Consider the following 20,730-nt stretch of genomic DNA (forward strand, 5'->3'; position numbering starts at 1 on the left):
GTCCTGCCTTTTTTTGTGTATCTTAAAATCAACTTTAATTATGAGTAACTAAACCCCAGCTAGCAAGTCGGGTTAAAGAGTAAGCACACGAATGACCAATAAAAATAGAATGGCAGCACTAATAAGGTTAATCCATTGAGTCTGCGTTTTTAGCCAAGGTAAAACCTTGGAGTGTGATAAACCCAAGGCAACCAGCAAGTACCAAAGGGTGTCTATTATCCAAGCTGTTGTAGCAAGTAAAAAACCTATCGCATAACTTTGCCCTGGCTGAATAAATTGTGAAAAAAGTGCCGCCAACATAATAATGAGTTGTGGGTTAGTGAAAACAATTAAGAAACCATCACGACTAGCAACCTTAGCTGAAGGAATCACTTGATTTTCATCATCGGTTTTATTGTTAGTGCTAGTGCGTAACATTTGTATAGCTAGCCAAGCTAGGTAGGCTGCACCTAGATAAGTCATTGCTTGATAGGCGCTTGGGTATTGAGCGATTAAATGCCCTAGTCCCATGGCGACTGCAAGTGCATAAATACCTACACCAGCACCATGAGCCACGGCTGCAGCCATGCCATTGCGTCTTGAGCCTGACAGGGTATGACGCAGAATGACCGCTAAACTTGGACCAGGAGAAATAGCACCTAAAAAACAAAAAGCCGCTACGCTAAGCCAATCATTAAAAGTCATTAGTGGGTATCTTGGTTTGTTTTATTGGCATGCTGATAATAAAAATGGCCTTGTTTTTCTAAACGGCTAATAAGGCTGCGTAGAATACCTAATTCATGCTGGCTTGGGTGGGTGCGACGGAAAAAGTTTTGCAATTCTTTTAAAGCACGGTCTGAGGCACCATTTAAAAAACCACTGGCGGCTAGGGCTTTTTCTAGGTGGGCTTCAAAATCTTGAATAGCTTCTAAGGTGGGAAGCTGGCTTGTTTTTTTTCTGCTAGGTTTGCTGTTGAGATGCGTGCTGGTCAAGGTCGTTAGCTGCTTGGCATTAAAAATTTCATAACACAAAATTTGCACAGCCTGAGCAATGTTTAAAATGCTGTAGTTGGGGTTACCATCAATACTGACCTGGTGAGTGCAATAGTTCAGTTCATCATTATGTAAACCGCTACGCTCACGCCCAAATACTAGGGCTACTTCACCCTTTTGACTTTCAATTTGCAAAGCTTCTGCTGCTTGACGAGGGGTGAAGTTGGTTAAGGCTAACTGCCTTAAACGGGCACTGGCACCTATCACTAAAGCACAGTCTTTAACGGCTTCTTCTAGGCTGTTGCAAACAACCGCTTGGCTTAATAAGTCTTCAGCACCAGCGGCTAACTGGGTTGCTTCAGGGTGTGGAAAACTAGCAGGGTTTACTAAATAAAGCTGCGACAAGCCCATGGTTTTCATGGCGCGTGCCACTGAACCAATATTGCCTGGGTGGTAGGTTTCTACCAAAATAATGCGGATATTTGGAAACATAGTATTTTACTGATTTACCTGTGTTTAAAATTTAATCAAACCATAGCTAGAGGTATAGTTAAATAGGATTTCTACAGTCAGCTTGCTTTAAGCGTTTTTAGTGTGTTTTTGATTACACTTGTTGCGACTTGCTGCAATTGTGGTGAAGCGCTACAATCATAACTCCACATAAGGAGAAAATTATGTCTACCGCAAGCATCAGGCTCGACCAAGCACTTGTAGAAAAAGCATCCATCATGGCTAAGGCTTTTAGCAGAACAACACCTAAGCAAATTGAACATTGGGCAAAAATTGGAGAAATGATGGAGGATAATCCTGATCTTCCCTACGAGTTTGTTAAACAAGCCATTATTGCCCAAGCAGAAAAAGAAGCAGGTAAGCTTGAGGAATATACTTTTGGCTAGAGTAAGCCGCATTTTACAAATACCAAGCTTCAAAAAGGCCGTTAAGAAGCTACACGCAAATCAGAAAAGTGATCTGGATAATGCTATCAAAGCCATTATGAAAGATCCTTTTATAGGAGAGCTCAAAAAAGGAGACCTCTTATTTTTGCGCGTTTACAAGTTCAAGATGGTTAAGCAGCTTACTCTACTTGGCTATAGCTACCAAGATAGCGTTATGACACTCGAACTGATGGTGCTTGGTACCCATGAAAACTTTTACAGAGACATCAAAGCCTCATATTGATGCCTAGCCATAACTAGGCTGTAGAAAAACTCGGTTATCCGATTATGCATGTTTGACCTCAATGAACCACTTAGGCTGCATAGCATGAAAATCTGTTCGGATATTGGAAGGTAAGTAGCTGGCTGAATCCAGAACAAAAGGCTGATTATTCAATCGCTTGAACACAACCCAGTGCCAGAAGTTTTTGCCTTCTTCTTGGTGATGTTTGATAGACAATAACGCCAGATCCGGCAAGGTCTCCCAAGAGTTAAAGGGAACTTCATCCTTGGAAGTTTCAACCCCTGCGTTTAACAGCATACGTCGCACATGCTGGGTATCAGACCATAAGGATTTATCCGAGGCATGGATACCCATAGCATTAGCGACGGCTTTCATCTCTGAATAACTGTGGCCAAGAATGTTGGCAACAGAAGCAATTCCGCATCCAGTGGTTTCCTCTTGTACTACCGATTCAAGCACTGATCTCTCCTTAATGCATAACAGCTTATTAGTAGGCGGGCTGATTTTGCTGCTTGAATCCACCAATCCTGGGTCAATCTAAGACATTCAATATTAAAGCTTAAGTTAGAAATAACCAAAAACTAGCCCTTAGGTGTGTTGGGTGAATTTATTTTTGCTTGGCGTAGGGTTTCTTGCTGGGCTAAGCGCCAAGCGTAAACTTCTCGAAAAGCTAGCAGGCTTTTAACATAATCACGGGTTTCTGCGTAGGTGATCCGTTCTACCCAAAGAGGATCAACTTCCTTTCCTAGGCTAGTCAACCAAGCATTGGCTTTGCCTGGGCCTGCATTGTAGGCAGCCGCCGCTAACACAGGATTATTATTGTAACGCTTCATTAAACCGGCCAAATAATCTACGCCTATGGGTAGGTTGTATTCAGGTTTTAATAGGTCAGCTTTAGGTTGAATGGCAAGCTTTAGGCGCTGAGCAACTTGTTTACCTGTAGCTGGCATCACCTGCATTAAGCCTAAAGCACCCACTCTGGAACGTGCTTGAGCATTAAAAATGCTTTCTTTACGAATAAGAGCAAGCACCAAGGGAAGGTCTAAATTAGCCTGCTCTGCCAAGGGGCGTAAAGTGTCTAGGTGAGCTAGAGGAAAGCGTAGTTCTACTGCATCGTATAAACCTGCATTGTGTGCGGCTGAAACACTTAAGTGATATCGACCCCACTGATTGGCCAGCCAAGCAGCTTGAATTTGATCTTCAACCGGCGCTTTGCTCAAGGTGTAATGCCATTCTTGCCTTGCTTCTTCAGGGTGATTAGTAAAGAAAAGCTCTTCAGCACGTGCTATCCCTGGATTGTACCTAAGTTGGTTAACCAGGTTTGTATCTAGCGGTGTATCCAGTGCATTCATTTGGGGTTGTAAACCTAGCTGCTGAGCCGCTAAGAAACCATAGTAATTGCGTTTTTTGGCAAGGGGCTTTAGTAAAGCCTTGGCTGCCTGGGCTTGATTAGTTTGGTTAAGTGCATGAGCCTGCCAGTAGCGCCATTCATTTTTAGCTAATAGCTGTTGAGGAAAAGCATTAAAAGCACTAACCAACCTGGGCCAGTTAGCTTGGCGTAATAGGGTTCTAGCATAGGCTTGGTGGCCTTCTGGGCTTAACTGTTCAGCAGGAATGGCAGCAAAGGCCTGTAAAGTTTTTGAGTGGTTAGAATAACGCGCCGTGCGTATAGCTAGGTGTTCTTTTACCTGCCAAAGCGCTTTTTGGCTAATTTGTTGACGCTTATATAATTGCTTTGCTATTTGCTTGGTTTGTGTTGGTTGGCGGTTAGCGAGTTGTTTAAGTAGGTGGGTTAACACTTCATTTTTAATGGCCGAGTCTGCATTAAAACCAACTCGTCTAGTGGTTAACGCGCGTAGTTTGCTTGCCGGGTTAGACCTAGCCTCTAACCACAAAGCTAGCCATTTTTGATCAGCTTTACTTAACTTTCTTTGTAATAACCTTGCCGCAATTGGTTGATTTTTGTGCATTAAGGTTAAAGCTGCTTGCTGGTAATCTTTAGTAGAGAGTAGCCCTAGTTGGTCTAGCTGATGAGTTAGTTGCTGGCAGTTGTTGGGTAAAGGCTGGTTGCTGCGCCAGTAGTCGGTGGCTTTGTCCATCCACTGTAGGCTAATACCTATAACTTTGGCTTCTGCAGTGAGCTGGTAGCAACTTAGTCTTGAGTTAAGCGGGTTAGGGTTACTGTTGGTTTCAATTAAAAAGCTAGACCAGTCTTTTGTTTTACCTAGCTCTTCTAGCCACTCAGCTTGTAGCTTTTGTTGAAAAGCAGTATTGGGGTGAGCAGCTAAAAAATTGCTTAGCTCTTGTTTATCAATTACGCCATAAGCGAGTTGATTACGGAAAAGTTGCTGCTGCAAATAAGGTGCTAAGGGATAATTTTTTAGCTTTTTTAGGGTGGTTGAAATATCAATTAACTCACCACGGCGCAACTGCTGATAGCTGTCTGAAAAGACTTGCCGAGCTTTTAAATCGGGTTGCTTAACAGGCAGTTGGCGGCTAAAAAAAGCCGAAGTGGATGAGGTTGCTGGCAAAACAGCTAGCAACAAAAGTAATAGTGGCAGGGTTTTATTCCATTTAGACATGAGCAGCTTCCCTAGTAAACGTATAAGACAAAGCTTATCTGTCTTAAGTGCTTGCGTCTAGTCAGTGAAATCACACAAAAAAGAAGCTGAAAGGTTTAGCTTTTAGCTTCTTAGTAGTGCGTAACAGGCTGCTTAAACTTGGTTATTAAACCAGCTCAATGGCGACTGCAGTTGCTTCACCGCCACCAATACATAGGCTGGCGATACCACGTTTTTTACCTTCTTGTGCTAGGGCATACATGAGGGTTACCAAAATACGCGAACCCGTTGAACCTATGGGGTGACCTTGAGCACAAGCACCACCATAAATATTGGTTTTTTCGTGAGGGATTTTTAAACCATCCATCGCTAGCATGGTTACTACCGCAAAGGCTTCGTTAATTTCAAACAGGTCAACATCATCAAGCGACCAGTTAGCTTTAGCCAATACTTTTTCGATAGAGCCAATGGGCGCTAGGGTAAACTCTGCTGGAATACGCGAATTAGTAGCATGAGCCACAATGCGAGCTTTGGGGGTTAAGCCACGCTTTTTGGCTTCAGATTCACGCATAAGCACTAGCGCAGAACCACCATCAGAAATTGAGCTAGAGTTAGCTGCGGTTACTGTGCCATCTTTTTTAAAGGCAGGGCGCAGGCTAGGAATTTTTTCCACATTCGACTGGTGGGGCTGCTCATCATCGGTTACAACAACTTCACCTTTGCGAGTTTTAACGGTTACGGCTGCGGTTTCAGCTTTTAGCTTGCCTGCTTCTATGGCTTGTTTAGCACGTTCAACTGAAGCTATAGCAAAGGTGTCCATGGCTTCACGTGTATAGCCTTTATTGTCGGCAACATCTTGTGCAAATACGCCCATTAGCTTGCCCGTGGCTGCATCTTCTAAACCATCTAAAAACATATGGTCTTTAACTTCACCATGACCTAAGCGGTAGCCGCTTCTTGCTTTAGTAAGCACATGCGGAGCTTGTGACATGCTTTCCATACCACCAGCAACCATAATGTCGTTAGAGCCGGCTTTAATTAGGTCGTGAGCTAGCATCACGGCTTTCATACCTGAGCCACAGAGCTTATTAATAGTGGTGGCTCCCGTTTCAACAGGAATGCCTGCGCTCATCATGGCTTGCCTGGCTGGGCCTTGTTTTACACCAGCTGGTAATACACAACCCATAATCACTTCTTGTACGTCGGCAGGTTGAATGCCAGCACGCTTAATGGCTTCAGCTATGGCGACACCACCTAGCTCGGGTGCAGTTAAACTGGAAAGACTGCCCATCATTCCACCCATGGGGGTACGCGCACCTGAGACAATAACTATTGGATCTTGCATGAAAAAAACCTCGTTGTTGGCTGGTAATAAAATAAACCTAATGACTTATACCCAAGTTGCTTAAAGCTAAAAACTAGTTGCTTATAGAGTGCCGCTTGACCTCTGACTTGGCTAGGGGTAATTTGTGACCTTTAAGTCATAAAACCAAGCAAGCGCTAGTTAACCTACATGAAGTTAAACAAGAATTCTAAAAGACGCAAGGAGCTAGTAGCAATTGCTGCTCGGCTATTTTGTAATCAAGGCTATGAATCTACCACAGTTAGAATGCTAGCAGATGCGATGGGCATTAAGTCTGGTAGTTTGTTTCATCATTTTAATGATAAGCAAGAAATTCTTTACGCTGTGATTGAATCAGGCATGTTGCATGCAATGGAAATTGCACATCAAACTTTAGCTAAGGCAAAAACACCCAAAGATCGTCTTTATGCTTTAGCCAGGGCTCACCTATCTACACTTCTAGAAGACCGTGATGCACACGTTGTCGCCCTTTATGAATGGCGTAGCCTAACTCAAGAATCGCGTGATTTATTAGTAAAGCTGCGTGACGCTTATGAAACTAGCTGGCGCGAAGTGGTGAATGAGTGCCATGAAGTTGGGCTGATTAAAGGAGATCAAAGCTTGCAGCGCCATTTAGCTTTAGGTGCCTTAAACTGGACGGTACAGTGGTACCAACCTGATGGAAAGCTGAGCCCAGATGTGTTGGCTAAAGAATTGGTTGCCATGATTTTACGAGAAAAAGTTTAAGAATAAAAAAATGCTTGCTCAAATATAAAGGCTGAATTAGGCTAATCACAAAACCGAGCGCTTGCTCGTTTTATTTATTTAAGGTGGCTTAGGTCGCCTTTATTTACAGTGTAAGGTTGACGTTTACGTTAAGGTTATACGGGAACAATAAACTCAAGGTTTGGAGGTAACACCATGGCCAATTCAACAATGGCAAGTACACAAGATTACGTAGACTTTATGAAGTCTTTCCAAGTCAGTGATGTTGAGGCTGTATTGGAAGGCAGTTTGGAACAAGGTTTTAATGCCTATACCGAATGCTGTGGTCGACATGCCTTGGGTGATAAAGCCAATAAAGCTGCACTGGTTCATGAAAATTCAGCAGAACAGGTGGCCACCTATACATTTGCACAAATGCATGAAAAAAGTGGCAAGCTAGCCAATTTGTTAAAGCAGCAGGGTGTTAAAGCAGGGGATCGTGTGGCAGCCATGCTGCCTCGTAATGCAGACTTATTAACGCTTATTTTTGCGACCTGGCGTATAGGTGCAGTTTATCAGCCCCTTTTTACTGCTTTTGGTTACGAAGCTATTGAGTACCGCCTAAACCAAGCTAAAACTGTGTTGGTGTTTACCGATGAAGAAAACCGCGCCAAATTTGAGCCTGTTAAAAACTTACCCCCTCTAGTAATAATGGCTAGTGAAGCTGTTGCAGAAAAACGAGGTGATTTGCACTTTGATAGCCTTTTAGCTCCTCAAAGCAGTGAATGTGACGCCCTTGTTTTGGATGCAGATCAACCCTTCTTACAAATGTTTACTTCAGGTACGGTGGGTAAGCCTAAGGGCGTTGCTGTACCTTTGCGTGCGTTGGTTGGCTTCTACAATTATATGCGTTATGCAGTTGGTCTTGAAGATGATGATAACTTCTGGAATATGGCTGACCCAGGTTGGGCTTATGGTCTTTACTACGCAATTACTGGGCCGCTACTGCTTGGCTGTACTACTCACTTTAACGAAGCGGGCTTTACGGCTGAAAATACTCTAGCTTTTTTGAAGCGTCATAAAATTTCTAACCTAGCCTCAGCGCCTACCGCTTATCGCATGATGAAATCTAGCGGTGAGTTAGAAGGTAAGTCAGAGGAGCTTTTCTTGCGCAGGGCTAGCTCAGCAGGTGAACCCTTGAACACTGAAGTGGTGAACTGGGTAACTGAAAACCTTGGCTGTCGTGTAATGGATCACTATGGCCAAACAGAAACTGGCATGACCTGCTGCTGCCACCATACCTTAGAGCATAAAACGCCTGTTGGTTCTATGGGTATGCCTTTGCCTGGTTATCGCTTAGTTATTTTAGATGCAGAAAATAATGAAGTGTCTGCGGGGGAAACAGGCCAACTAGCTGTAGATATGGAAGCTTCACCCGCTTTCTTTTTTGCTGGCTACACCTGGCAAGAGAAAAAACCTTTCGATGGCAAGTATTATTTAACGGGTGATATGGTTGTTCAGCATGAAGATGGTACTTTCTGGTTTGATGGCCGTGATGACGACATTATTACCACAGCGGGTTACAAAGTTGGACCAACCGATGTTGAAAATACTGTACTAGAACACCCAGCGGTGGCTGAGTCCGCTGCTGTTGGTAAGCCAGATGAACTACGTGGCTACATTATTAAAGCTTTTGTAGTACTGCGTGATGGTTACGAAGCTAGTGATCAACTGGTTAAAGATATTCAAGGTTTAGTGCGTGAGCGCATGTCGGGTCATGCTTATCCCCGTGAAATTGAGTTTGTAGACGAGCTGCCTAAAACACCTAGCGGTAAAATTCAGCGCTTTATGTTACGTCAGCAAGCGGAAGAAGAAGCTAACTCCTAAGCTGTCCTAAAATGCCCTACCCACTTAACAGACAGGATTTAGCTTAACGAACTCTATTAAGCAGGTTAGGTGGGTAGTAGGTGGAGAAAAAGTTAGGTGAGTGATTTTTAATTATTAAATTATTAAGTGAAGAGAAAGCCGAAATGAACATTAAACAGCAAACTTTTTTAATTACCGGTGGAGCATCGGGTTTGGGTGCTACCACAGCAGAATACCTAGTTGAACGTGGTGCCCAGGTAGTTTTAGCCGATTTGAATGCCGAAGCTGGCGCAGCAATGGTAGCTAAACTAGGTGCAGATAAAGCAGCTTTTAGTCGTTGCGATGTAACCTCTGCCGAAGAAGTGCAGGCAGCAGTTGATTTGGCCGTTAGTAAATTTGGCGGTTTGTCGGGTGTGGTTAACTGTGCGGGCATAGTGGTGGTGCAAAAACTGCTAGACCGTGATTTAAACCCTGCCGATTTAGATGCCTTTGCTAAGGGTGTCAATATTAACCTAGTGGGTAGCTTTAACGTAGCACGTTTAGCTGCATCTGCTATGGCTAAACTACCTGCCCAAGAAGATGGTGAGCGTGGTGTAATTATTAACACGGCTTCTATTGCTGCCTTTGATGGTCAGGTAGGTCAGGCCAGTTATGCCTCTTCAAAAGGCGGTGTGGTGAGTTTAGCCTTGCCTTTGGCACGTGAGTTAGCACGTCATGGAATTCGAGTGATGACAATTGCTCCAGGCATTTGTGGTACACCCATGATGGATGGTATTCCAGACGAAGCACGTCAGCAATTAGAAGCTGGCGTGCCTTTCCCTAAACGCCTAGGTAAACCAGAAGAGTTTGCTTCTTTGGTTGCGCACATTATTGAAAATACCTACTTGAATGGTGAAGTAATCCGAATGGATGGTGCTATTCGTATGGTTTAAGGTGCTTATCAAAAAACCAGTTTAAAAATAAATGATCACAGGTAAATACTATGAATTTTGAGCTGACTGAAGAACAGGCAATGATTCAAGATGCTGCCAAGCAGTTTGCTGAAGGCGTGTTGGCACCCAAGGCTGCAGAGTTGGATGCAACCTCTAACCCAGAGATAATGAAAAGCCACCTAGCGCAATTAGCAGAACAAGGCTTTATGGGGGTTAATATTGCTGGTGAATACGGCGGTACTGAAGCAGGCACAATTGCTTTTTCTTTAGCTATTACTGAACTGGCGCGTGCTTGTGCTTCAACCGCTGTGGCTGTTTCTGTTAGCAATATGGTGGCTGAGCTCATTCAAGCCATAGGTAGTGAAGCACAAAAAAGCCATTATTTACCTAAGCTGTGTTCGGGTGAGTTTGCGGCCGGTAGCTTTTGCTTAACCGAAACAGAAGCTGGCTCTGATCCAGCTGCCATGAAAACCCGCGCTGTAAAAGAAGCTGATGCTTGGGTATTAAATGGCAGTAAAGTATGGATTTCTACTGCTGCTTTAGCGGGCGTTTATGTGGTTTGGGCTGTCACCAACCCAGACGCACCCAAGGGTAAGGGTATTTCTTGCTTCTTAGTCGATGGCGATAATCCAGGTGTTACTGTTGCCAAACCTGAAAATAAAATGGGTCAAAAGGGCTCGGGTACACATGAAGTGGTTTTTGAAGATTGCCGCATTCCTTTAGACGCAATTATTGGTGAAGAAAACCAAGGTTTTAAAATTGCTGTAACTGAATTATGCGGTGGGCGTATTGGCATTGCTTCACTTGCTCTAGGTGTTGCCAGTGCAGCCTTAGATTATGCGCGTGACTATGTGCAGGAACGTAAACAGTTTGGTAAGCCGCTGGCAGAATTCCAAGGTTTGCAGTGGATGTTAGTCGATAACTATACCGAAATGGAAGCTGCTCGTTTGCTTATTATGCAAGCAGCCTCACTTAAAGATGCTGGCAAACCCTTTGCGGTACAGGCATCTATGGCTAAGCTAATGGCGACCGAAAAAGGTAATAAGGCCTGCTACGATGCCTTGCAGCTTTTAGGTGCTAATGGTTATATGCAAGACTTCCCCTTAGAACGTTATGCAAGGGATATTCGTGTCACCAGCATTTATGAAGGCACTAGTGAAATTCAGAAAGTGATTATTGCTAGAAGCTTGTTTAGCAATTAAAAGCTGGCTTTTGATTCAGAAGCGTAAGCGTTGCCACCCAATGCAGACTGGTCTATTTGGTGGTAACTCTTATAAATACTTAAGGACGAGTAAACAGTATTTTATATGGATTCGTGTTTAAAAGCAGCGGGTGTTTTGGCCGTTGCTAGCAGATCAACGCTTATGGCGCCTTGCCGTTTTAGCTCATCGGCTGCCCAGTGAGCACTCGCTCCTGTTGTAATAACATCATCAAGTAATAAAACCTTCTTTCCTGCAATATCAGCTGATGCTTTAAATGCACCCCTAGGATTTAACCAACGAGCTTTTCGCCCTAAGTCTTGTTGGCTAGGAATGTCTTTAATTCTTTTTAGACCTCGCTTATAAAATGTTAGGCCGCTAAGTAAGGCTAAGCGTTTGGCTAACCAAGTGGGTGCATGGTAACCCCTTTGCTTAATGCGTGCTTTTTGACCGGGTATAACCACCAGGCAGTCGTAGTTTTTACTCTTGTTGCTTAAAGTATCCCTAAGCAAATCTAGCAACAGGTAACCTGCTGCTAGGTTCTGGGTGTATTTAAACTCCCAAATAAGTTGGCTAAAGGGAGGTAAATACAGCCAACTTGCTAGAGCCTGATTAAGTGCGACGGGTGCTTTATAACAGGCATTACAAATAAGCGGTTCTACTTGGGTAATTAAGGGTTCGGCACAAAACTGACAACAAATTAGGTTACTAGGTAACTGGCTCTTGCAGCAATGGCATAAGTCTCGCTCACCGATCAGTGGCTCTAGGCAAATTAGGCAAATGCCAGGTAACAACAGGCGGCTACGCCTATGCCAATAAAACAGCTTCCCCTGCATCTTGTTAACCTTGTTTTTAATTGAGGTTGACCTCATTGGTCTGCTCCTGCATTATTGCGTTAACTTATTTGATTTTGATGGTTTACAGGATTTAAGTAATGACTGAACAACGTTTTAACTGGACAAGCACTGAAATTGCAGCATTATTTGACCTACCTTTTAATGACTTATTGTTTCGCGCTCATACGGTGCATAGGCAGAACTTTGATGCTAACGATGTTCAGGTATCTACTTTACTGTCTATTAAAACGGGTAGCTGCCCAGAAGACTGTAAGTATTGCCCTCAGTCAGCGCATTACAACACAGGCTTATCGAAAGAGAAGTTGTTAGAGATCAACAAGGTATTAGAACAAGCCAAAGAAGCTAAAAAAGCCGGTGCTAGCCGTTTTTGTATGGGTGCTGCTTGGCGCTCACCCACGGAGCGGGACATGCCTGCAGTATTAGATATGGTGCGTGAGGTTAAGGCATTAGGGCTAGAGACTTGTATGACCCTAGGTATGTTAAAAACAGACCAAGCTGAAGCTTTAGCAAGTGCTGGTTTGGATTATTACAATCACAATTTAGATACTTCGGCTGAATTTTATGGCGAAATTATTACCACGCGTACCTATGACGATCGGCTTACAACTTTAGATAAGGTTCGCCAAGCAGGCATGAAAATTTGTACGGGTGGCATTTTAGGTATGGGTGAGCAGGTAAGCGACAGAGTAGGTTTGCTACAGCAATTAGCTTCTTTACAACCCCACCCTGAAAGTGTGCCGTTAAATATGTTGGTTAAAGTACCAGGTACACCCATGGAGGATTTAGAAGAGCTAGACCCCTTGGAGTTTATACGTGTGATAGCTGTGGCACGTATTTTAATGCCTACCTCCCGTGTGCGTTTATCGGCAGGGCGTGAAAAGTTAAGCAGTAGTGAACAGGCTATGGCTTTTTTTGCGGGTGCTAACTCTATTTTTTATGGCGACAAGTTGTTGACTACTGGTAATCCCGAAGCGCAGCAAGACCAAGCCTTGTTCCGTAAGCTGGGTATTAATGCACAACAACAAAGTGTACCGGTTAGTGAAGAAGTGCATGAAGCAGCTTTATTAGATACCCTAGCAGAAACGACTAGCCTTTATAAAAATGCGGCAAGCAGTGTTAAGCCTTGCGGGTTGGTGGTTTAGGGTAGTTGAAGCTGGTTTTTAACTTTCTTAAAAAAAGAGTTGACGAAACAAAACTTTGCTGTAGAATACGCTTCATTCCAATCAAGGACAGAGACAAATAAGTCTCTAACCTTCTGATAAGAATAAAGTTTTAAGCGGATGTGGTGGAATTGGTAGACACGCCAGATTTAGGTTCTGGTGCCGCAAGGTGTGAGAGTTCGAGTCTCTCCATCCGCACCAAGTTAATATGCTAAGGTGTTATTTTTGTTAGTATTTAACTTGAGAGATTAAAAGTTTACCCCCAGTTATACCCCCCCCTATTTTAAACCCAGTCTTTTATAAGTCTGGGTTTTTTGCGTTTTCCGCACTTAAACTTTAAGTTTTTTACCTTTCTTTTAGCAATAAAAAACCCCTGCCGAAACAGGGGTTGGTGTTTACTTCAAAAGCTAGGTTTACTTAGTTAACGTAAAAAGCTTCTTCTTCTAAATCCATGAGTACGTCTGCACCGGCTAGCACTTGCTGCTCTAGGGCGAGGGTGCGAGGTAGGATACGCTTGAGGAAGTGGTTACCTACTTTAATTTTGGCAGAGTAAAATCCTGAAGTGTCAGTTTCTACTTTACGTTGAGCAACACTCACCATACGTGCCCACATATAGCCATAAGTGACTAGGCCAAACAGGTTGAGGTAATCAACGGAAGCTGCACCAATTTCTGCTGGATTCTTTTCAGCTGCAGCAATTACGCTGGCAGTTAAAGATTCTAAACGCTTAAGTTCAGTTTCTAGCTTGCTGATCCATTCTTGCATATTGGGCTGATCGGCACAGCTTGCTAAGAACTCACGTACTTCTTGTGTGAAGACGTTTACAAACTCACCACGGTTAGAGAAAACTTTACGGCCCATTAGGTCTAACGCTTGAATACCGTTAGTACCTTCGTAAATTTGTGCGATACGCGCATCACGAACATACTGCTCAGCACCCCATTCAGTACAGTAGCCATTACCACCATAAATTTGCTGAGCTTCAACTGTGGCATCAAACCCACGGTCGGTGATAAAAGCTTTAGCAATAGGAGTCATGAGCGCCATCATATTGTCGCCATGCTTACGGATGGTTTCGTCTTCATGGAACTTGCTTAGGTCTAATTGCATACCAACATAAGAAGCAAAAGCACGGCTAGCTTCGTTGAATGCACGAACGTTCAGCGCCATACGGCGAACATCAGGGTGAACCAAAATTGGGTCAGCAGCTTTATCTGTATGGCGATCTTCTTTATTAGGCGCACGAGACTGGAGGCGCTCTTTAGAAAAGTCCATGGCGCTTTGGTAAGCGACTTCGCCAAGGCCTAAACCTTGAATACCTATGGATAGACGCTCGTAGTTCATCATGGTGAACATTGCCATTAGGCCACGGTTAGCCTCGCCAATCATGATGCCTTCGGCACCATCAAAGTTTAGTACGCAGGTAGCTGAGCCTTTAATACCCATTTTATGTTCAATAGAGCCAACATTTACGTTGTTAAACTCGCCTAGGCTGTTGTCGGCATTCACTTTAAATTTAGGTACCAAAAATAGTGAAATACCGCGTGAGCCTGCTGGCGCATCGGGTAGTTTTGCTAGTACTAGGTGAATAATGTTTTCGGCTAGGTCGTGGTCACCACCAGTGATCCAAAGTTTGCTACCTGTAATGGTATAAGTACCATCGTCTTTAGGTTCTGCTTTGGTGCTAATTAGGCCTAAGTCTGTACCTGCTTGGGTTTCAGTTAAGCACATGGTGCCTATCCACTGACCTGCGTATAGAGGGGGTAAAAACTGCTGCTTAATTTCATCACTGGCGTGGGCATCTAAAAGAATGGTTGCACCCGTGTTAAGTGATGGATAAAGGGTAAAGCCAGCATTAGCAGCGTAGAGCATTTCTTCAAATAATACGGTTAGCATTTTAGGCATGCCCATACCGTCATATTCTGGGTTACCGCCTAAACCTAACCAGCCACCTTCTGCCAGTGTATTCCATGCTTCTTTAAAGCCGGTTGGGGTGGTTACTTTGCCATCTTCGAACTTAACACCTTCCGCATCGCCACTTAGGTTAATGGGAAAAAGTTCGTTTTCTGCAATTTTTGCGCCGCCTTCTAAAATGGCGTTTACTGTGTCTAGGTCTATTCCTTCAGTTGCAGGCATAGAAGACCAAACTTTTTCTGCTTCAAAAACTTCGTTTAATACAAACTGCATATCACGAAGTGGAGCCTTGTACATTGCCATATTTTTAATACCTCAGTCCTAGTTTACAAAATTCTTGTGGTGCCGCTAGCTTACCTTAATTGCTGCATTGCACAAGGTTGCATAACGACTGGTTAGTTTTGATTTACCTCTAGCTAGATTAGCAGGTTAAAAATTCTAGGTTAAGGTTTTTTATAAAGGATTAATGATTAAAAAAAGGGGTGACCTAAGTCACCCCAAAGACCCTTCCCTTAGAGAAAATGATTAAACTTCAAACGCTAAACCAAAAGCTGCTTCATCCATAGCTAGCAGAGTGTCTGCACCAGATAGCATGGTAGCTGCATGAGTTTTGGTGCGGGGTAGCAAGCGCTGGAAGTAGAAGCGTGCAGTATCTAACTTAGCTTGATAGAAAGCTTGTTCACTAGTGCCTTCGGCCAGTTTTTTCTGAGCAATTTCTGCCATTTGTGCCCAGAGGTAAGCCAGAGTGACATAGCCTGAATACATTAGGTAATCGACTGAAGCGGCACCGACTTCTTCACGGTTTTTCATGGCTGCCATACCTATTTTCATGGTGAGGTCGCCCCATTCTTTATTTAGCTCGCTAAGTGGACTAATAAATTCATGCATGCTTTCTTGCTGGCTGGCCGCTTGGCAGTATTTATGAATTTGCTTAGTGAATTTGCGTAGGTGTTCGCCTTGGTTCATTAAGATTTTACGACCTAATAAATCCAGTGCTTGAATACCTGTGGTGCCTTCATAAAGTAGGGTAATACGTGAATCTCGTACAAACTGCTCCATCCCCCATTCTTGAATAAAACCATGCCCACCAAATACCTGTACACCTTCGTTGGTCGATTCAAAACCAACTTCAGTGAGGAAGGCTTTAACGATGGGGGTTAACAAGCCAAGGATATCATCAGCATCTTGCTTGCTATCTTCTGCACCCTTCTCAACTTTATCGACTAGTTGAGCGGTATAAAGAATAAGCGCACGACCACCTTCACTAAAGGCTTTTTGGGTGAGTAGCATACGACGCACATCTGGATGCACAATAATTGGGTCTGCGGCTTTTTCAGGTGCTTTAGTACCCGATAGTGCACGCATTTGTAAACGATCACGCGCATAAGCTAGCGCATTTTGGTAAGAAACTTCGATTAAGCCCTGACCTTGAATACCCACACCAATACGAGCGGCGTTCATCATGGTGAACATGGCAGCTAGGCCTTTGTTGGGCTGGCCAACTAGGTAACCTGTAGCATCATCAAAATTCATGACACAAGTAGAGTTACCGTGAATACCCATTTTGTGTTCTAAGGAACCACAAACGACACCGTTACGCTCACCAGCTTCACCTGAAGCATCGGGTAAAAATTTAGGTACTACAAAGAGTGAGATGCCTTTGCTGCCTTCAGGCGCATCGGGCAGTTTAGCCAAAACCAGGTGAACAATGTTTTCACTGATTTCATGATCGCCTGCTGAAATGAAGATTTTAGTACCGGTAACTTTATAGCCATTGTTATCGTCTGGAACAGCGCGTGTTTTAATCAAACCTAAGTCAGTACCACAATGCGGTTCGGTTAAGCACATGGTGCCTGTCCAAGTACCTTCAATTAACTTAGTTAAGTAGGTTTGTTTTAACTCTTCGGTGCCATGATGCTCTAGTGCACTCATCGCACCGTGTGACAAACCTGGATACATACCCCAAGACAGGTTGGCTGAACAAATCATTTCGTTTAAAACCATACCTAATGAATGAGGTAAGCCTTGACCGCCGTATTCAGTGTTTTGGCTAATGGAAGGCCAGCCACCTTCAACGTATTGTTGGTAAGCTTCTTTAAAACCTTCTGGAATAGTAACCACACCATCATTGAGTGTGCAGCCTTGTTGATCACCCGTTTGGTTGAGCGGCGTGAGTACATTTTCTGCAAACTTGGCACCTTCTTCTAAAATAGCATCGGTGACTTCTACAGCATCTTCGCCATTAGGCAGGCTGTTATAGTGGCCTGGGAAATCTAATAGCTCGTTCATTACAAAACGTATATCGCGTAGGGGGGCTTTATAAGTTGGCATAGTGACCTCTTGCTCTTGGGCTCATTGTTGTTAGTTGCTTCCATTTTGGTGCCCTAAACTCTGCACCTTGTTCAAACGTATGTTTGAAACTTAAGCTAAGTTTAATTAGCTGTCAAGCTTTGCTAACTATTTAAGTGAGTTTAAGCGACTAGACTAACTTCTGTGCCTTTTATGTAGGGTAGGCGGTTGGTTGCAGCTAAGTCTAAGGTGTCGAGAATGGCTTGGGCGGCAGTGGTAGGCTGTTTGCCTTCAAGCAGCGGGTGACGCATAGCAACAGCTACCGCTTGTGGGCGGCGTAAACCAAAACTAAAAGTCATGGGTAAAGAAGGGCGTTTACGACCATAGCGAATCTCGTCAGGTTTGGGGTCTAGCATGGGTGCTGATGTTGTGCCTGAACTCGATTTCAATTCAACTGTATAGTCTGGGTAGCGGCTGTTGGCTTCTGTAGAAAAAGTGCTTTCGGGTAATTCCTGTAAAGGTTTTTCTTCTAGCGGTTTTGGCTCTTTCTCTTGCTTAGGGGTTTTATCATCTATTTTTTCTGGCGTAGAGGAAGCTGTCAGCTGCTTGGTTGGGCTTTCATTAGCAGCAGTTTTCATCGATGACGTTGGCATTAGTTCACTAGTAGCAGCTTTTTTCTGCCGGTTTAGGGGTGTTCCACTAGTGTTGTCGATCGTAGGTACCAGCATAATGAAGTCCAGTAGTTTTCTGGAAAAAAGCAGGCTAACTAATAACCTGCTGGCTAATTATTAAACAGTATAGGCAAAAGCTTAACTTGCTACAACTTAGACTTTTATAATATAAGTCTAGCCTGCAATATTATTGGCTTTGCTTTATAATTATTGAATATTTTTTATTGCTTGTTAACAGGGATACAGATGTATTTTTTAGACTGCTTTTCACGCGTTAAACTTATTTTAACCAGTTTAGTTTTATTTTTTATGGTTGGCTGCCAGGGTGGCGTTAATAATGGAACTTCAAGCCACGTAGCAACGGGTGCTGAAAGCCGTGTTTTTACTTCTGCACAGCCTCAGGCTTTTGAGCCTACAGCTAATCAACCTAAAGCAGCAGTTAAGCCTAAGGCGGTTGTGCCAGCAGAAACCAATGTACAAGTATTAGCTGCTAATCCGCAGGAAGGTATTCCTTTAGGAGATGATACTAATGTTCAGGTTGATTCAATCAAGCCTGCTGCCCAACCTAAACAAACACCTAAGCCTGCTTTAATTACAGCGGTACCAGCTAAAGAAGAAAAAGCTGAAACTGCAGCCGAAACCAGTTGGTTAGATCGTTACCCTAACTTGTCAGAAGACTTAAAAGACTATCAGCAAATTGTTGTTCAATTAGAACAAGAAGCTAAGGCTTATCAAGAGCGAGTTACTGAGCTAAAGCAGAAGGTAAACAAACAGTGGCGAGGTGCACCAATGATTACTAGCTCTGCTCACCAGTTTGTTAAGTACACAGACAGCTATCAAAGCCGTGGTGCCATGGATTTTGACGAAGGTAAAATAGTTGTAGAAACGGTTGATCAAGCTAACCCTAAACAGCATTTAAAAGAAGCCATCATTACTACCTTGCTAACACCCTATGATGCTGAAAATCCTGAAATTTATTCAGACAAAAAAATAAACTATGAAGGTCCTGCTTTATTAGCTGGGCAGGTAGTAGACCATGAGGGTCAGCCAGTTAAGTGGGAGTGGCGTGCTGAGCGTTATGCTGAACACCTAGTTAATAACAGTGTGCAGCAGCTGGACCGAAATGGACAGGTGGTTTACCGAGTAGAGATCCCCCTAGTAGCCAACCACACTCAGGTACGTGGGCATCAATACGAACACCTAGTTAGAACAGCAGCACAACGCTATGGAATCGATGAAACACTGATATATTCTATTATGGAAACAGAAAGTCACTTTAACCCCTATGCTACTAGCCATATACCCGCCTATGGCTTAATGCAGGTGGTACCTTCTACAGCAGGTAAAGATGTTTTTACACGCATAAAAAAGCGTAATGATCAGCCTTCACGCAATTATTTATTTAATCCAGCGAATAATATAGATACAGGTACAGCCTACCTAAGTATTTTGCGAGATAACTATTTAAAAGGTATTCGCCATCCTTTGTCTAAAGAGTATGCGATGATTTCGGGTTATAACGGTGGGGCAGGCAACGTGTTGCGTACTTTTCACAGGGACCGCAAACAAGCTATCAATGTCATTAATCAGCTTTCACCACAACAAGTTTATGACCGCTTGCACTTAAAGCACCCAAGGGCTGAGGCTAGAGGGTATATACGTAAAGTAACAGAGGCACAGCAGCGTTATCGCGTGGTGGCCTCTGTAGATAATCCATCAAGAGTGAATTAGTTACTCATCTCTAGGCGGCTTTTGTTTACTTCACGCATGGCATTAAATTCAGCGACAAGTTCTGATGCGTTTTTAACTTCAAAAGTGTAGCTGCTGCCACTATGTAAGGTAACTTCCGAGCAGCTGCCTTGTTTGCTAGTGCAGAGTTCATTAGTGGTCGCAAGAATTTGTGCTTGAATATCCTTGTCGGTGAAAATATCGCCCTTATCACTAATGCAACGCAACTGCTTGGTTTGCAGATTAAACTGACCAGCTTGCAATTTAACATCTGCAGACAGGGTGCAGTTGCTTAGGTGGTAGGTAGAAGTGCCCTCAACACGATTAGTCTCTATAGAAAACCATAGGTTGCTACGTGTCTCACCTTCATTTAAGACTACCTGGCTTACGGAGGTTGCATTCAGTATTTGACCAGATTTTAGTGGCAAGGTGGGCTGAGCTGCCATTATCCCAAAGGAGGCGCTCATTAAAGCGAAGGTGGTTATTAACTTCTTCATAGTGTTTTGATCCAAGTTCAGTTTGATTTGCTCTTGCAAAGTATAACAGAGTATTTTCGAAGGTTATTCATGTCAGTTTGCCGCATCGATTGACCCAAGGTGGTTTTTGACTAGAATTAATTTTGCTAGCGCTAATTCCTACTAAAACACTGGGAAAAGCGCTAGTGTTTATTTTGGAAAAGTTATACATTCTCTTCACTCAAGAAAAGGAGGTTAGGTCAATTTTATGTTGGCTAATAAAATAACCCCTTATATTAACGCTCTAACATAAGTAAAACCTGAAATGAAAAATGATACAAGCACTAGCATTCATGAATCTTTAGTACCTCATTATCAAGCAATTATTAAGAACCTAGGGGAAGATCCGCAGCGAGAAGGGTTGGTTGATACGCCTGTACGCGCAGCTAAGGCAATGGAGTTCTTAACTCAAGGTTATAGACAAGACTTAGACACCTTGGTTAATGGTGCCGTGTTTACTTCTGATACTGATGAGCTAGTGATAGTTAAAGATATAGAGCTTTACTCTATGTGTGAGCATCACCTGTTGCCATTTATTGGTAAGTGTCACATAGGTTACCTACCTAAGGGTAAGGTTCTAGGGCTCTCTAAGTTTGCACGCATTACCGATATGTTTGCTCGCCGCTTACAAATTCAAGAATTGTTAACCAAGCAAATTGCTGAAGCAGTACAAGAGGTGACTGGCGCAGCAGGTGTGGCTGTGGTGGTAGAGGCACGTCATTTATGCATGATGATGCGAGGCGTAGAAAAACAAAATTCAATGATGCGTACCTCAGTTATGTTAGGCCAGCTGCGTGAATCTGCTACTACTCGCCAAGAGTTCCTTAAGTTAATTGACTAA

At 43.4% G+C, this 20,730-nt stretch carries 19 protein-coding genes and 1 tRNA gene; 10 read left to right on the forward strand and 10 right to left on the reverse strand.

The window, feature by feature from the left end; genetic code table 11:
- Window positions 1–72: 72 nt before the first annotated feature.
- On the reverse strand, window positions 73–684 hold the full coding sequence (locus BP27_RS0109245; protein WP_027851318.1) for a LysE family translocator: 612 nt from the start codon (window positions 682–684) through the stop codon (window positions 73–75).
- Window positions 684–1,463, reverse strand: a complete 780-nt coding sequence (locus tag BP27_RS15825) for an RNA methyltransferase (RefSeq protein ID WP_051610482.1) — start codon at window positions 1,461–1,463, stop codon at window positions 684–686. Before BP27_RS15825 ends, BP27_RS0109245 begins: the two co-directional genes overlap by 1 nt.
- A 182-nt stretch (window positions 1,464–1,645) precedes the next feature.
- Between BP27_RS15825 and BP27_RS0109255 the strand changes: the two genes are divergently transcribed.
- Both BP27_RS0109255 and BP27_RS0109260 read left to right on the forward strand, forming a co-directional pair.
- Entirely contained in the window at window positions 1,646–1,867 is a 222-nt protein-coding gene (locus BP27_RS0109255) for a TA system antitoxin ParD family protein (protein ID WP_027847662.1), read from the forward strand.
- Complete coding sequence (locus BP27_RS0109260; RefSeq protein ID WP_027851319.1) at window positions 1,860–2,150, forward strand: type II toxin-antitoxin system RelE/ParE family toxin; 291 nt, start codon at window positions 1,860–1,862, stop codon at window positions 2,148–2,150. The genes BP27_RS0109255 and BP27_RS0109260 overlap by 8 nt, the downstream gene beginning before the upstream one ends.
- Before the next feature lie 42 nt (window positions 2,151–2,192).
- Here BP27_RS0109260 and BP27_RS0109265 read toward each other — a convergent pair whose 3' ends face one another.
- The 3 genes from BP27_RS0109265 to BP27_RS0109275 form a co-directional block, all read right to left on the reverse strand.
- Entirely contained in the window at window positions 2,193–2,609 is a 417-nt protein-coding gene (locus tag BP27_RS0109265) for a hypothetical protein (protein WP_027851320.1), read from the reverse strand.
- Between the two features lie 122 nt (window positions 2,610–2,731).
- Window positions 2,732–4,732 (reverse strand): lytic transglycosylase domain-containing protein, encoded by a 2,001-nt coding sequence (locus BP27_RS0109270; RefSeq protein ID WP_027851321.1) that lies wholly within the window; start codon window positions 4,730–4,732, stop codon window positions 2,732–2,734.
- Window positions 4,733–4,877: 145 nt separating this feature from the next.
- Window positions 4,878–6,056: a thiolase family protein gene (locus BP27_RS0109275; RefSeq protein WP_027851322.1), complete on the reverse strand. Its 1,179-nt coding sequence runs from the start codon at window positions 6,054–6,056 to the stop codon at window positions 4,878–4,880.
- A 168-nt stretch (window positions 6,057–6,224) separates the two neighbouring features.
- Between BP27_RS0109275 and BP27_RS0109280 the strand changes: the two genes are divergently transcribed.
- The 4 genes from BP27_RS0109280 to BP27_RS0109295 all read left to right on the forward strand — a co-directional run bounded on the left by BP27_RS0109280 (window position 6,225) and on the right by BP27_RS0109295 (window position 10,758).
- Entirely contained in the window at window positions 6,225–6,800 is a 576-nt protein-coding gene (locus tag BP27_RS0109280) for a TetR/AcrR family transcriptional regulator (protein WP_027851323.1), read from the forward strand.
- A gap of 174 nt (window positions 6,801–6,974) precedes the next feature.
- Window positions 6,975–8,645 carry an AMP-binding protein gene (locus BP27_RS0109285; protein ID WP_245597834.1) on the forward strand — a complete coding sequence of 557 codons (1,671 nt, stop codon included), beginning with the start codon at window positions 6,975–6,977 and terminating at the stop codon, window positions 8,643–8,645.
- 143 nt (window positions 8,646–8,788) lie between these two features.
- On the forward strand, window positions 8,789–9,556 hold the full coding sequence (locus BP27_RS0109290; RefSeq protein WP_027851325.1) for an SDR family NAD(P)-dependent oxidoreductase: 768 nt from the start codon (window positions 8,789–8,791) through the stop codon (window positions 9,554–9,556).
- A 50-nt stretch (window positions 9,557–9,606) separates the two neighbouring features.
- Entirely contained in the window at window positions 9,607–10,758 is a 1,152-nt protein-coding gene (locus BP27_RS0109295; RefSeq protein ID WP_027851326.1) for an acyl-CoA dehydrogenase family protein, read from the forward strand.
- Window positions 10,759–10,859: 101 nt separating this feature from the next.
- On the opposite strand, the gene BP27_RS0109300 is transcribed toward BP27_RS0109295, so the two are convergent.
- Window positions 10,860–11,627, reverse strand: a complete 768-nt coding sequence (locus BP27_RS0109300; protein ID WP_027851327.1) for a ComFC family protein — start codon at window positions 11,625–11,627, stop codon at window positions 10,860–10,862.
- Window positions 11,628–11,689: 62 nt separating this feature from the next.
- Between BP27_RS0109300 and bioB the strand changes: the two genes are divergently transcribed.
- The gene (gene bioB / locus BP27_RS0109305; protein WP_027851328.1) at window positions 11,690–12,754 is read left to right on the forward strand and encodes a biotin synthase BioB; all 1,065 of its coding nucleotides are present in this window, start codon (window positions 11,690–11,692) and stop codon (window positions 12,752–12,754) included.
- Window positions 12,755–12,888: 134 nt separating this feature from the next.
- A tRNA-Leu gene (locus BP27_RS0109310) sits at window positions 12,889–12,973 on the forward strand.
- Between the two features lie 216 nt (window positions 12,974–13,189).
- Here the strand turns inward: BP27_RS0109310 and BP27_RS0109315 are convergent.
- The 3 genes from BP27_RS0109315 to BP27_RS0109325 form a co-directional block, all read right to left on the reverse strand.
- Window positions 13,190–14,989, reverse strand: a complete 1,800-nt coding sequence (locus tag BP27_RS0109315) for an acyl-CoA dehydrogenase C-terminal domain-containing protein (RefSeq protein ID WP_027851329.1) — start codon at window positions 14,987–14,989, stop codon at window positions 13,190–13,192.
- Window positions 14,990–15,211: 222 nt separating this feature from the next.
- Window positions 15,212–17,017: an acyl-CoA dehydrogenase C-terminal domain-containing protein gene (locus BP27_RS0109320; RefSeq protein WP_027851330.1), complete on the reverse strand. Its 1,806-nt coding sequence runs from the start codon at window positions 17,015–17,017 to the stop codon at window positions 15,212–15,214.
- A gap of 140 nt (window positions 17,018–17,157) precedes the next feature.
- On the reverse strand, window positions 17,158–17,703 hold the full coding sequence (locus BP27_RS0109325) for a hypothetical protein (protein WP_150112042.1): 546 nt from the start codon (window positions 17,701–17,703) through the stop codon (window positions 17,158–17,160).
- Window positions 17,704–17,892: 189 nt separating this feature from the next.
- Between BP27_RS0109325 and mltC the strand changes: the two genes are divergently transcribed.
- Window positions 17,893–19,377, forward strand: a complete 1,485-nt coding sequence (mltC, locus tag BP27_RS16775) for a membrane-bound lytic murein transglycosylase MltC (protein ID WP_051610483.1) — start codon at window positions 17,893–17,895, stop codon at window positions 19,375–19,377.
- Here the strand turns inward: mltC and BP27_RS0109335 are convergent.
- Complete coding sequence (locus BP27_RS0109335; RefSeq protein ID WP_027851332.1) at window positions 19,374–19,871, reverse strand: hypothetical protein; 498 nt, start codon at window positions 19,869–19,871, stop codon at window positions 19,374–19,376. The two genes, mltC and BP27_RS0109335, sit on opposite strands and share 4 nt — an antisense overlap.
- Window positions 19,872–20,154: 283 nt before the next feature.
- Between BP27_RS0109335 and folE the strand changes: the two genes are divergently transcribed.
- The gene (gene folE, locus BP27_RS0109340; RefSeq protein ID WP_084324566.1) at window positions 20,155–20,730 is read left to right on the forward strand and encodes a GTP cyclohydrolase I FolE; all 576 of its coding nucleotides are present in this window, start codon (window positions 20,155–20,157) and stop codon (window positions 20,728–20,730) included.

The organism is Marinospirillum insulare DSM 21763, assembly GCF_000686905.1.
Classification (GTDB): Bacteria; Pseudomonadota; Gammaproteobacteria; order Pseudomonadales; family Halomonadaceae; genus Marinospirillum; species Marinospirillum insulare.

Coding starts and splice junctions, on each gene's coding strand:
- BP27_RS0109245 (WP_027851318.1), bottom strand. CDS start 684: ATGACTTTTAATGATTGGCTTAGCGTAGCGGCTTTTTGTTTTTTAGGT.
- BP27_RS15825 (WP_051610482.1), bottom strand. CDS start 1,463: ATGTTTCCAAATATCCGCATTATTTTGGTAGAAACCTACCACCCAGGC.
- BP27_RS0109255 (WP_027847662.1), top strand. CDS start 1,646: ATGTCTACCGCAAGCATCAGGCTCGACCAAGCACTTGTAGAAAAAGCA.
- BP27_RS0109270 (WP_027851321.1), bottom strand. CDS start 4,732: ATGTCTAAATGGAATAAAACCCTGCCACTATTACTTTTGTTGCTAGCT.
- BP27_RS0109275 (WP_027851322.1), bottom strand. CDS start 6,056: ATGCAAGATCCAATAGTTATTGTCTCAGGTGCGCGTACCCCCATGGGT.
- BP27_RS0109280 (WP_027851323.1), top strand. CDS start 6,225: ATGAAGTTAAACAAGAATTCTAAAAGACGCAAGGAGCTAGTAGCAATT.
- BP27_RS0109285 (WP_245597834.1), top strand. CDS start 6,975: ATGGCCAATTCAACAATGGCAAGTACACAAGATTACGTAGACTTTATG.
- BP27_RS0109290 (WP_027851325.1), top strand. CDS start 8,789: ATGAACATTAAACAGCAAACTTTTTTAATTACCGGTGGAGCATCGGGT.
- BP27_RS0109295 (WP_027851326.1), top strand. CDS start 9,607: ATGAATTTTGAGCTGACTGAAGAACAGGCAATGATTCAAGATGCTGCC.
- BP27_RS0109300 (WP_027851327.1), bottom strand. CDS start 11,627: ATGAGGTCAACCTCAATTAAAAACAAGGTTAACAAGATGCAGGGGAAG.
- bioB (WP_027851328.1), top strand. CDS start 11,690: ATGACTGAACAACGTTTTAACTGGACAAGCACTGAAATTGCAGCATTA.
- BP27_RS0109315 (WP_027851329.1), bottom strand. CDS start 14,989: ATGGCAATGTACAAGGCTCCACTTCGTGATATGCAGTTTGTATTAAAC.
- BP27_RS0109320 (WP_027851330.1), bottom strand. CDS start 17,017: ATGCCAACTTATAAAGCCCCCCTACGCGATATACGTTTTGTAATGAAC.
- BP27_RS0109325 (WP_150112042.1), bottom strand. CDS start 17,703: ATGCTGGTACCTACGATCGACAACACTAGTGGAACACCCCTAAACCGG.
- mltC (WP_051610483.1), top strand. CDS start 17,893: ATGTATTTTTTAGACTGCTTTTCACGCGTTAAACTTATTTTAACCAGT.
- BP27_RS0109335 (WP_027851332.1), bottom strand. CDS start 19,871: ATGAAGAAGTTAATAACCACCTTCGCTTTAATGAGCGCCTCCTTTGGG.
- folE (WP_084324566.1), top strand. CDS start 20,155: ATGAAAAATGATACAAGCACTAGCATTCATGAATCTTTAGTACCTCAT.